Origin of the sequence: Helicobacter sp. MIT 05-5293 (assembly GCF_000765665.2) — a bacterium.
GTDB lineage: Bacteria > Campylobacterota > Campylobacteria > Campylobacterales > Helicobacteraceae > Helicobacter_C.
In genome coordinates, this window is sequence record NZ_JROZ02000001.1 from 633,915 (window position 1) to 645,951 (window position 12,037).

Annotated in this window: 13 protein-coding genes; 5 read left to right on the top strand and 8 right to left on the bottom strand. The window is 37.2% G+C overall.

What is annotated here, in order from left to right:
• Window positions 1–12: 12 nt before the first annotated feature.
• From LS68_RS03250 to LS68_RS03285, 8 genes are all read right to left on the bottom strand, one after another.
• Window positions 13–1,434: a GT-D fold domain-containing glycosyltransferase gene (locus LS68_RS03250; protein ID WP_347232418.1), complete on the bottom strand. Its 1,422-nt coding sequence runs from the start codon at window positions 1,432–1,434 to the stop codon at window positions 13–15.
• The gene (locus LS68_RS03255) at window positions 1,383–1,826 is read right to left on the bottom strand and encodes an alpha-1,2-fucosyltransferase (protein WP_138090939.1); all 444 of its coding nucleotides are present in this window, start codon (window positions 1,824–1,826) and stop codon (window positions 1,383–1,385) included. The genes LS68_RS03250 and LS68_RS03255 overlap by 52 nt, the downstream gene beginning before the upstream one ends.
• Entirely contained in the window at window positions 1,819–2,226 is a 408-nt protein-coding gene (locus tag LS68_RS03260; RefSeq protein WP_034371483.1) for an FdtA/QdtA family cupin domain-containing protein, read from the bottom strand. The genes LS68_RS03255 and LS68_RS03260 overlap by 8 nt, the downstream gene beginning before the upstream one ends.
• A 12-nt stretch (window positions 2,227–2,238) precedes the next feature.
• On the bottom strand, window positions 2,239–2,673 hold the full coding sequence (locus tag LS68_RS03265; RefSeq protein ID WP_138090942.1) for an FdtA/QdtA family cupin domain-containing protein: 435 nt from the start codon (window positions 2,671–2,673) through the stop codon (window positions 2,239–2,241).
• 146 nt (window positions 2,674–2,819) lie between these two features.
• Window positions 2,820–3,854, bottom strand: a complete 1,035-nt coding sequence (locus LS68_RS03270; RefSeq protein ID WP_034371489.1) for a radical SAM protein — start codon at window positions 3,852–3,854, stop codon at window positions 2,820–2,822.
• A 63-nt stretch (window positions 3,855–3,917) separates the two neighbouring features.
• Window positions 3,918–4,934 (bottom strand): dTDP-glucose 4,6-dehydratase, encoded by a 1,017-nt coding sequence (gene rfbB / locus LS68_RS03275; RefSeq protein ID WP_034371492.1) that lies wholly within the window; start codon window positions 4,932–4,934, stop codon window positions 3,918–3,920.
• Complete coding sequence (gene rfbA / locus LS68_RS03280) at window positions 4,931–5,833, bottom strand: glucose-1-phosphate thymidylyltransferase RfbA (RefSeq protein ID WP_034371495.1); 903 nt, start codon at window positions 5,831–5,833, stop codon at window positions 4,931–4,933. The genes rfbB and rfbA overlap by 4 nt, the downstream gene beginning before the upstream one ends.
• A gap of 83 nt (window positions 5,834–5,916) precedes the next feature.
• Window positions 5,917–6,621, bottom strand: a complete 705-nt coding sequence (locus LS68_RS03285) for a hypothetical protein (protein WP_052100339.1) — start codon at window positions 6,619–6,621, stop codon at window positions 5,917–5,919.
• Window positions 6,622–7,157: 536 nt separating this feature from the next.
• On the opposite strand from LS68_RS03285, the gene LS68_RS03290 reads away from it, so the two are divergent.
• The 5 genes from LS68_RS03290 (at window position 7,158) to LS68_RS09555 (ending at window position 11,829) form a co-directional block, all read left to right on the top strand.
• Window positions 7,158–7,625 (top strand): MarR family transcriptional regulator, encoded by a 468-nt coding sequence (locus LS68_RS03290; protein WP_052100341.1) that lies wholly within the window; start codon window positions 7,158–7,160, stop codon window positions 7,623–7,625.
• Window positions 7,626–7,642: 17 nt separating this feature from the next.
• Window positions 7,643–8,188, top strand: a complete 546-nt coding sequence (locus tag LS68_RS03295) for a YceI family protein (RefSeq protein WP_034371503.1) — start codon at window positions 7,643–7,645, stop codon at window positions 8,186–8,188.
• A gap of 221 nt (window positions 8,189–8,409) precedes the next feature.
• The gene (locus LS68_RS09890; protein ID WP_138090945.1) at window positions 8,410–10,521 is read left to right on the top strand and encodes a methyl-accepting chemotaxis protein; all 2,112 of its coding nucleotides are present in this window, start codon (window positions 8,410–8,412) and stop codon (window positions 10,519–10,521) included.
• A 212-nt stretch (window positions 10,522–10,733) separates the two neighbouring features.
• Window positions 10,734–11,582, top strand: coding sequence for a DUF4253 domain-containing protein (locus LS68_RS03305; RefSeq protein ID WP_034371833.1), 849 nt, complete (start codon window positions 10,734–10,736; stop codon window positions 11,580–11,582).
• Window positions 11,583–11,655: 73 nt separating this feature from the next.
• A complete protein-coding gene (locus tag LS68_RS09555; protein ID WP_158621815.1) occupies window positions 11,656–11,829 on the top strand; it encodes a hypothetical protein in 174 nt (57 codons plus the stop codon).
• The last annotated feature ends 208 nt before the right edge of the window (window positions 11,830–12,037 follow it).

The window sequence follows — 12,037 nt, forward strand, 5'->3', positions numbered from 1 at the left end:
GGTTGTATAGGATTAATCCGGAGCAAAAAATTTCACCATTTCTTCATTTGTCATCGGGATATTGCGTTTATACGCGTCATAATCCTTAATCGCATGTCCCAAATCCAGCACCCTATAACCCTTTTTAAACATTTCATAAGCTAAAGCCTTACCTGCAGGACCCAAAGCAAAAATTAATATACAATCTTTGCTTTTCTTGAGGCATTCTGTTTTTAGCTCATCAAGCGCATTGTAGGCATCTCTAGTGGGTCCAAATATCATCTCTATTTCATAAGATTCAAAAAGGTTATATTGGATATTTTTCAGCACCCTATCTCCGCAGACTAGCACGACTTTTTTGTTTTCAAAAATTTGTCGCAACATCTTAAAATGTCGCTCAAAATCGTATTCTTTATATGCAGCATATACTTGAGAGACATTAGTTGAGCCATAGATTTTGCCCTTTGTCAAGTATCGAGTGATATTTGCGTATTCGCCCAAAGCCCAAGTGTATTTGTAGCTCCCCGCTCTAAAATTTTTATCGGGTACAGAAAACCAAAGATTGCCAATGCCGATGAGGAGATTCTCATCGTTTGATACGATGATTTCTTGTAGGTTTCGTGCCAAGTTTTCATTGTATTTTTGGAATCCAATATCTTCTCCATTCATTATCATATATTCTCCATCGCCAAAACGGATAAAGCTTTTTTGTGTGTCTATCAATTCTTGCAAAGTCTCAAATTCATTTTTTATCTTTGGTGGAGTGATAATATCCCAATCATTTTTGATTTCATCACGCAACATTGCCGCGAAATTTTCTGCTATTTGGGGTGAGAATTGATAATTGCGTTGATTGTGATACATTTCTTTTATGTCGTATCGTGCGAGATAACGGAGATTTTTAAAGAATCTCTTAGGAGAGTAGGGAGGTTTTTTGTGTGGATTATCTTTTGGTTGCATAGGAGGGATAATATGCGGGTTTTTGGTAGATTCTATCTTTATCCATTCTTTGGGAATGATTTGATAACTCCCCTCAACCGGTATCCAACTGCTTGGTGCAATCACAATATCCTTTTGTCTGCCTAGATAAGCACCCCACCAGCTATAAGTGCTATTTGCGATAATACCATATTTACACGCACTCATAAGAAACATATCGTGATGTTGATTATCTGCTGTGATGTGTGATTCTCCGAGATTCTCAAAATTCACACCCAAATCTAGCTTGTGGATAAAGTCATTATCCGTAGCACCAAAGACAAAAAATGTCGGATTCTCTACACGCTCTTGTATATAACGCACTGCTTTTTGATAATAATCCATTTCTAAGCACCATGAGAGTTTGCAATAATCACCTCTTCTTATATGGATAAAAACGCTGTTTGTAGCTTTTGTAATTTTTGCTAATCTTTCCTTGACAGAATCATCATTGGTATATGGGGGGGGGGGGTAAATATTTGTTTAATCTCTGCTTCAATGCCTTCTAGATATTTTGGGTGTTGGAAAAAACCGATAAAATATTTCCATGAATTAGGTTTAAGATACGCTTCATGGAATTCAAAAGCCCCGCTTGTTGTAATGGCATATTTTTCTTTTTTTAGCAATTTACGCAAGAATCGAGGCAATCTCGTTTGCCTTTTTGTTGCTTTTTGAATCTGTGAGGGTGTTGCAAACTCCAAATCAAGATTAAAAATCTCCAAAGCGTATTTGTCGGGATAATCTTTAAACCATGCTTTATCAAGCAAGATTGTAGAATCTAAATGTTTGCTTAGGCTTTTAGCAAAGGCGTATTGGAACATTTGATTGCCCAAGCCACAGGTTAATTGCACAATTTTATAATTATTCATTACTTTCTCCTATCATTTTTAAAAACTCTTCATAGCTTCTGATATACTCATTCTCATCATAGTAATCACTCGCCAAAACTACCAACCTACAATCACGAGAAAAATTTTTCATTTCTCTCCATATATTTTTACCGATGTATAGCCCCACTTTGGGAGAATCTAAAATCACTTTTTCCTTACATTTGCCATCGTCTAAAACAAACTCGCAAGAACCCGCCAAGCATAGCATAAGCTGCTCAAGATTCGTATGTGCGTGTCCGCCTCTGTCAAATTCTGGCGAAGTGTCAAAGATATAATACACACGCTTTATCTCAAAAGGCACATTTTTACACGATTCTAAGGCGACCAAACTCCCCCTTTTATCACTAAAGGCGTGCAAGGGTAAGATTCTGTAATCCATACTATGCCACCCTTAAGCCACAAGGGGCAAATAATAATCTATCCCCCCCCCCCGCAGCATTACCGCGCAAAATTCATCGTAATCATTGATATATTCTTGTTTGTTGTAATAGCAATCGCTAAGCACGAGCAAAACGCAATCTTTCGAGAAATCATACATTTGCTTCCACAGCATTTTACCCAAATAAAGCCCCTGTCTTGGGTTGTTGAGCGTGAAAGTCTCTTGTGTTGTGGCATCATCGACTTTGATTTTGCAGCTCCCATTTAAAGCGACAAGCAAAAATGCAGAATCTCTATTGGCGTGGTTGCCCCTTATGCCATTTTGGGGGACATCAAAGATATAAAAGACTCTTTTAATCTCAAAAGGGCAATTTGCATCTTTTTGCAACGCGACAAGCACAGAATCTTTATCATTAAAAAAATCAAAATTAATCAGCTTATAATTCACTTTATTTACTCCTCTTGGTTGATTTCCTTAATGATTTTTAGTCAGATTCTTTTTAAATTATTTTATTGTATTAAAGTTTATGAAACCTTTAGATTTGCCATTAATTTTACTATTCAAAATTTTGAAACCGCTGCTTTAAATTTGTTTTATAAAAACTCACTATTGATAATATCAAGTGAAAGTTTATCCAAAGTTTTATTAAAACTATCATTGCGACATAAAATAGGGCATTTTTGACAATCAATGCTTTGATACACCTCTTTGATTCTCGCACCCCTCCAAATCTCCTCTAGACTTTGCTCTTTTAAATCTCCTAAAAAATGTTTTGCACTTTGTCTGAAATGCAAACATGCCCAGACTTTAAAATCCGCACTAATCACGGTGCTAAAAAACATTCCATGACATTTATCATAGCCACGATGAGTAATGTTTGCCATTTCGTTGTATTTTTGAAAACTCGCGAGAATCTTAAAATCTTCCTCTTCATACTTTGCCTTTAGATTCTCTAAAATCGGTGAAATATCAAAAGTATCCCCGATAAAGGGACGAAACTGCACGAAATTAATCCCTTTATGCTTTTTTGCAATCTCTTTAATGATAAGCACAAATTTTTCCATATCTTCTTGCGTTTCTTTGCTTGTCAAAAAGCCTATGCCAAAGCTTGTCTGTGAATCTAGCTCTGTCTTTATTTTTGCAAACATTGCGATATTCTCTAGTGTTTTTTCAAAATGATGAGGTTTCATACCATGGATTTTCTCATACATTAGCGCACTTCCTGCATCAAGTGAGATTCTAAAATACTCTAGATTCTTTGCGATGATATGACATTTTTCTTCATTGAGTAATCCGCCATTGGAATTAAGCCCGATATTCATTCCTGCGCGTTTCAAACTTTCCACAGCATAGCCAAAATGAAGACTCAAAGTCGGTTCTCCACCACCAGATAGAATCACACCTTTATTATCCATAGCTTTAAGATTCTCTACAATGGTTGTGATTTGGTCTTTGCTTAGCTCGGCATTGTTTTCATTATGCCCACAGCAGCCCGGACAACGATGGTTGCATTTGTTGGTTAAATCAAGCTCGGTTACGATAAGTGTTTTGTGTGCGTTGAGAAAATAATCGATTTTGTTTGTGTAGCGCAAAATCTTTTCACTTGAATTAAAATGATTGACTTTCATCTGAACTCCTTTTGATGAGATTTGAAGGGCAAAAGGAGTGATAAAAGACAAGAAAAGATTATTCTATCCCCCCCCCCCGCAGTATTTAGTGATATAGAATTGAATCGTTTGTGTGAGATTGGTCGCAAAATCACTTGGCGCAAAGCCAAAGGTTTTGGTGAGTTTGCTCATATCTATCGCATAGCGTCTGTCATGTCCCGCGCGGTCTTGCACAAAGGCAATCTGCTCTGCATAACTTTTCTCTTTAGGCAGTTTTTTGTCTAAAATCTCGCAAATGAGCCTCGCAATCTCGATATTGTTTTTTTCGTTGTTTCCGCCGATATTGAAAGTCTCCCCAAAATAGCAAGAATGAAAAACCGCATCAATCGCGCGGCAATGATCTTTTACGAAAAGCCAATCGCGGATATTTTTGCCATCACCATAGATAGGAATCTCCTTGTTTTGTAGTGCATTCCTAATAATCGTGGGGATAAGCTTTTCATCGTGCTGCTTTGGACCATAATTATTCGAACAATTCGTGATAAAAGTCTTTAGCCCATAAGTGTGATGATAGCTCCGAACCAACATATCACTTGACGCTTTAGAAGCAGAATAGGGGGAGTTTGGCGCATAAGGAGTAGATTCACTAAAATACCCACTTTCACCGAGTGAGCCAAAGACTTCATCAGTGCTGATATGGTGAAAAACGCAATGTTCTTTGCCAATTTTAGGCTTACTTGGTGCGTCAAACCAGCTCAAATACGCGCTGTGGAGGAGGTTAAAAGTGCCATTGACATTAGTTTGGACAAAAGCAGAGGGATTAGCGATAGAATTATCCACATGGGATTCTGCGGCAAAGTGAATGACGCCCTCAATGCAGTATTTTGCGAAAATCTCACGCATAAGGGATTCATCACAAATATCCCCTTGCACAAAGGTATAATGCGGGTATTGCTCCACACCTTTAAGATTCTCTAAATCCCCAGCGTAAGTCAGAGAATCCACATTGATAAGGTGATAATGCGGGTATTTTTCCAAAAAATAAAGGATAAAGTTGCTCCCGATGAATCCTGCCCCGCCGGTGATTAAGATATTTTTCATCGGTAATATCCCCTAAAACTAGGCTCTTTAGAATCTAAAAGATTTTTGAGATACGCTCCATAGCCGCTTTTGCTTAGTTTATCTACCCTGTCTAAGAGCTGCGCTTCGCTAATCCAGCCGTTATGATAGGCAATCTCTTCCAAACACGCGATTTTATAGCCTTGCCGCAATTCAATCGTTTGCACAAAAGTCCCCGCATCAATGAGACTATCATGTGTGCCAGTATCAAGCCACGCAAAGCCTCTCCCTAGCATTTGGGCTTTGAGTTTGCCCATTTTGAGATAGGCGATATTCACATCGGTAATCTCATATTCTCCGCGTGGGCTAGGAGCGAGATTTTTTGCAATCTCAACGGCTTGATTGTCATAGAAATATAGCCCCGTGGCGATATAGTGGCTTTTGGGCTCTAAAGGCTTTTCTTCTAAGCTTAGCACATTGCCTTCTGTATCAATCTCTGCCACACCGAAATGTTGGGGTTCATTGACGCGATAGGTAAAGAGCGTGGCAAAGCCTTTTTGGGCATTGTCTTTTGCAGATTCTAGCATAGGCGTAAATCCTTGCCCATAGAAGATATTATCGCCCAAAATTAGGGCAATCTCATCATTTTGTACAAAAGATTCTGCTAAACTTAGCCCTTGCGCTAAGCCTTCGGGCTTCTCTTGGATACAATAATCAAGCTTGATTCCTAGCCAATCGCCATTGCCAAAAATTTCTTTGAATCTCGGTGTGTCTTTGGGTGTAGAAATCAATAGAATCTCGCGGATTTGAGCCAACATCAGCACAGACAAAGGATAATAAATCATCGGTTTATCATAGATAGGCAAAAGCTGTTTGCAAAGTGCAATCGTGCTTGGATAAAGTCGCGTCCCGCTTCCCCCTGCTAAAATAATGCCTTTCATTGATAATCCTTATAAAGTTTTCTTGAACTAAGTCTTTAGAGAATCTTAGGATTATACTCAAAATTTATTAAAATTCTTTTATGTTATGTTTTTGGAGGAATATTTGGAGTAGTAATGCTTTCTAAAAGTAGGGTTTTGATCTCTGGATAGGTTTGGAAAATGGCTTCAAGTTGAGGAGAATTTTGTGTGATATTTGTGTCCCAAAGGTTGGGCGTTTCTTCCCATGCTACCACTTGAAGTTTGGGGTGATAAGAGGCGTTTTTGACAAGGACTTTGGGAGTATGGTTTTTCACACTCATTGCAAAAAACCACAAATCATCACCAATAGGAGCGATTGATGTGAAAACCTCATGGAGAAAAATATCTGGGTGTAAAGAGTGTGGAGGATAGAGTATGCCTCCTACGCCGATAGGAATCCCTGCGAGAAATGGCAAATCTTCACGAAGCTCAATATAAGTGTGTAGTAGTTTGTTGAGTAATTTTGCGTCTGCACAATGACAATGAATAGCCTGTGGGTATTTATAATAAGAATCAAGCAATAAAGTAAGCATAGTAGCGTCATAGAATTGGTCATCATCTATGGTTACTAAAATCGCATCGGGATAATCAGCAAGGGCATAAATAAGCTTTTTGTAAGCTTTATAATTTGGCTCTACGAAGTGGATTTCAATCAAAGAGAGGGATTCAAAGATTCTTAAACTCAAAGGCAAGCTGGATTTTTGCTTAGGAAATTCTTGAGAAGAGAGATAAAGAAGAATCTTATCGGGCTTTGTGTCTTGATAAAACATTGATAAGAGTGTGTATTTGACGAAACGGATTCTTGCAGGAAATGAAGTCAGTGTAACAATCAGCGGTGGATTATGCCCCCCCCCCCGTTGTAATTATTTGTCTGGATTTAGTCAAGAGATTTGATAAATGCGTGAAGATGTGCCAACATATTGCGATATTCCATTTGTATCGTTGGCGTTTGATTGTCTTAAGTTTTTGCATTTTATTCCTCTGTATTTTAGGTATTTGTGGATAAAACTGGGATTGTATCATTAGTTTATTTAATCTCTCCTGATGATTTTGCTTGCATTTCCTTGACTTTAAAATTTGGTTTTATTATAATACTTTTTAAGGATAGTCATTTTTTATTACTATCCTTAAAAATGCTATTTAATTTTAAATGGCATCACGCAAAACTTGGAGTGGGCTTATCAGTCTAAAGAGCAACACTAGCATAAGGCTAAAAACAACTTGAGAGAGAACAATAAAGGAGTGAAGGCTCGCCTCAAGTCTTTGCGTAAATGTTCAATGCAAATTTTACAAGGAGCAAGGTCAAATGAAAAGCAAAAATTCGCAAGATGTGTCAATCAACCCTGATATTTGCGAGTGTATCGGATTTTTAGCAACACAAATGCGGGATTGGATTTCTTCGACTTTTGATGAGGGTATTCGCACTTACAATTTGAATTATCAACAAGCGGGGATTCTGTGGCGGTGCTATCAAGAGCCTTGTTGTCAAGTGCGTTTGTGTCGTCTTGTAAAAGTGGATAAAAATTATGTTCGCTTTTTGATTGATGATTTGGAGCAAAAGGGTCTCGTGTATCGATTTAAGAATCCTAAAAACCGCAAGGAAAATCTGATTTGTCTCACCCAAAGAGGCGCGGAAGTGTGTCAAAAAACTTTTGCCTTGATGTTAAAAACGCAAGAGGATTTGTTGCAAAGTGCGCTCAATCAAGATCAAATCAAGACTTTGCATAGCTTGCTATTAAGGGTTTTTGAATCTATTAAATCTAAAAAAGACTAATTAATAAGGAGTTTGTTATGATAAAAGTATCTGTAAAAATGATAATAGCGTTGTGCTTGTGTGTCGGGCTTGGCTTTGCTAAAGATTATACTTTAGATTCGCGTTCTCATATTGGATTCAAAGTGAAAAAATTTGGTGTGATGAGCGTAGAAGGTGTTTTTAAGCAATCTAGTGGGAATCTGACTTTAGAAGGTGATGTGATTAAGCGTTTAAAGGGTGAAATTATCATCAAATCTGTTTTTACTGATAGTCAAAAGCGTGATAAACACCTTTTGGAGAGTGATTTTCTCGATGAGGCGAGATTTGCTAAAGGTGAATTTATAATGACAGACTATCAAGAGCAAAGCCGCACACAAGAGAGTATTAAGGGACAAGTGATAGGGAATCTGACTTTGCATGGCATCAGCCAACCAATCGTGTTTGAAAGTATCATAGAGAATCTTCAGGCTAATCCCACTATCAATCTTACCAGTGAGATTAATATCAAGGATTTTGATATTCAAGGCTCAATGATGAATAGCGACAAGGTCTCAATCACGCTTAAGACTATTTGGAATCCTTAGATTTTAATGAGCTTAGACTAGAGAAGTCTAGGCTCAAACTTGAAATTTGATTCAAATCTTAATATTCATTTAGACTGCAAATCATTAAAAATTATAATAAATTATTAAAAAATAAAATTAAAAAATTAATTTAATTTTTAAACTAAGTCAAAGATTTTTTAAATAAAATAAGCATTTTTGATTTATTTTGTCTTTCAGGTATAAAAAGGAGGTGTTTAATCATGAAAGATTTGAAATTGCAAACTAAGCTGGTTATGGCAATCGGATTAATGTTTATTGCTGGTATTTTTATCCTTGCTATCATCATTACAAGTATGGTCAGAGAGAATATGGAACGCGATGCGAGAAGTATTATTTCAAAGGCGGCAGAAGGAGATGGCGAATATGTCCAAGGTATTTTAGAAGAGCTCATTACTATCACACAAGCAGGTGCATCGGTATTGAATTATGTTTTTGAGACCGTAGATCCTGAACAAATGAGTTTGGCAAGGACAGTAAGTGTATTGGAAGGCGTCTTTGATAGTTCATTGTATGCGGATTACGCATTTCTGTATCTTGTCAATCCTCCCGCACATTTTAAAAATGACTCTAAGAATCTAACGCCAAGCGGTAAATTTGTAACGCTACTTTATGACACTGATACACATACAAAGGGTGGTGTCGTGCATAAAAAACCTTCAGATTCTCTAGTGCAAGATCTTATGGCTGTGCAAAATGCACTCAAGGAAGGTAAATACGGAAGCAATGAAGTCTTTTTTGGAAAAGCGACTAAAATTAAAATAGAAGAAGATGAATTTATAGGTTTTTCACTCACACTTCCTTTATTTGATAGTCGCAAACAGCTTGTTGGGGTAGTGGGATTTATCCTTAATACTGAACATACTATATTAGATTTTATAAATAACAGAGCAGAAAGCGTTTTTGATGGTGAGTTGAAAGTATTTTTTGATTCTGAAGGAAATATCATCGCAAATAACAATAAAGATATTTTATTGAAACGTTTATCTGATATTAATAAACACCCCGGAGTTCGAGAATTGGACGAAACTATTAAGGCAAATAAATCAAGCGTGGTAAGATACAGAACTCTTGCGGGTGTAGATAGTTATGCTGCTGCAAATAGCTTTTCTACCTCAAGTGGCTCTGCAAACTTCTCCTTTGCAGTCATCGCTCCAGAAGATTCTGTGCTTGCGCCTTTGTATCGTTTAGAAATGATCATTGCGGGTATTTCTTTGATATTTGTCATTCTTGCTATGTTGTTGGTCTATGTGTATGTTAAAAGAAATATTGGGAATCGTCTGCCTGTGCTTGTCGGGACACTTGATTCGTTCTTTAAATTTCTCAATCATGAGAGTAAAGAAGTGCATTTTGTGAAAATCCGCGCTAACGATGAGTTAGGCATTATGGGTAAATTGATCAATGATAATATCAAGCGCACACAAGATTCTCTAAAAGTCGATGAAGAAGCAATTGAGCAATCTGCACAGACAGCCAAGTGTATTGAAAATGGCGATTTGACTGCAAGAATTGTCAAACAACCTGCTAATCCACAACTTGCAGAGCTTAAAGATGTATTAAATAATATGCTTGATGTATTGCAAAGAAAAATCGGAAGTGATATGAATGAGATTCACCGCGTTTTTGAATCTTACAAAGCATTAGACTTTACGACAGAAGTCAAAAATGCTCAAGGCAGTGTAGAAACAATTACTAATACTTTGGGAGAAGAGATTCGAGAAATGCTTACTTCTACTTCAAATTTTGCTCAAGATCTTTCCGCGCAATCTTCAGAGCTTGAAAAATCAATGCAAAAACTCCTTGAAGGCTCACAAACTCAAGCAAATTCACTTCAACAATCTGCTGTTGCAGTAGAAGAAATCACTTCATCTATGCAAAATGTCAGTAATAAAACAAGTGATACTACAAGACAAGCAGAAGATATTAAGGGTATTGTGGGTGTGATTAAAGACATTGCAGACCAAACAAATCTCCTTGCGCTTAATGCAGCCATTGAAGCGGCGCGTGCAGGGGAGCATGGACGAGGTTTTGCAGTCGTTGCTGATGAAGTGCGCAAACTCGCCGAACGCACAGGTAAATCACTTGGAGAGATTGAAGCAAATGTCAATGTGCTTGTCCAAAGTGTCAATGAGATGAGTGAATCTATCCGAGAACAAAGCCAAGGCATCTCTCAAATCAACGAAGCGATCGCCCAACTAGAAGAAGTTACAAATGAAAATGTCGAAGTGGCAAACGCAACAAATGGCATCAGTAAAAATGTCAATGATATTGCGAAAAATATTCTTGATGATGCCAATAAAAAGAAATTCGCTTAATTTTGATTATTTGTCAGATAGGTGGATAACCTTACACTAAAATAAGCCCTTGCGATTTTGCAAAGGCTTGTTCCCGCTAAGATTTCTTTAGATTCTTAAATCTTTTTGTGTTTTTATTTTTACTCCTTTTATCCTTTTTCAGATTATAGAGTTTGTGTTTCAAAATCGTTTTTTTTTTTTTTTGATAGAATGTTTGTGTTTGGAGGAGTGCTATGAAATTTTTAGAAGTTATTAAAAATATTTTTGCCAATAAAAATAATCAGAGCAATACAAGGGATTATGAATCTATTCGTTTTATTATGGATTTTTTGCAATGTCCTTGTGAAGTGATTAAAGGTGGCACATACACGAGTGAAAGCCTTATGAAACGAATGACAGAAGAGCTTGAAAAAGTAGCAAAAGCAAGAGAGGCAGGCGAGGATTATTCACTCCCGCTTTTGATTATCCCTAGCTCATACCTTGTCGAAAGCCTAGAATCTTTCCTTGAGGAACACAAAGTAAGCCTTGCAGATTCTCTTATAGCCGTGCGTAAAGAGGTAGCGCGTATTCAAAGCCTTGAAAATGAGGCGAGAGCATTTCTTGCTCAAGATTTGATAGAGATTTGGGGAGAGGAAGAGCGAGCATTTGTGCAAGAGCTAGAATCTGATTTGCAAAGCCCCGCGACAAACAATCAAAGCAAAGGTTTGCAGGAGTTAATCATTTTTCGTGAAGATGAGCATCAAGATTTGATTTTGGCACAAATCCCTGCCCGTGAGCCATACGAGCTTGCATGTTATGTGCCTATGGGTGATTTTAATGAATGTCCTGCGCCGAGTTTGCAAGCTGCGATTTTTAAGGAATGGAGTAAGAGATTCTATCCTGCGGTTGTGAGCTATTGTGAGTGGCAATGTATGATACTTCCCTCAAAAAAAGAGGACTTTATCTCTGATGAGCAGACTTTAAGTCAGTTAGCAAGAGAACATCTTATTTTTAACCCAGATATTTTGCAAAGTTGTGAGAATCTGCAAGAATACAAAACAATGCTCAAATACTCGTCAGTATGGTATTTTTGGTGGGATTAATTGCTACACGAAGCTTGTTTTGATACATTTCTCGCAAGGATTCAAAAAAAAAAAAACGATTGTAGGAGACACAATGAAAACAAGAGAAGAGATGAAAGCATTGAGCTTTAAAGAAGCAGACAAAATAGAAAATGAAGTGCTTGAAGCTATAGATGATAATGACTTAGCTAAGGTAAAGGATATTTTAAAAGATTATTCTGCAGAGATAAACTGCTACGGAGAGAAGATTTTCAAATATAAAAAATAAAGACAAGTTGATGAGAACAGCATAATAGTTAAGTCTCCATTGCTTGATCCTTATCCTATCATACTCAAGGCAGCTTTGATTTGAGGGGAAAATGATAATGACTTTTCTATACTGAATTATTTATTTAATGAGTATGGCTTAAGTCTAAAAGACCTTACGAGCAATTTTTCATTTCATGAAGCAGATAGAATCATAAAGGCTGATGAAA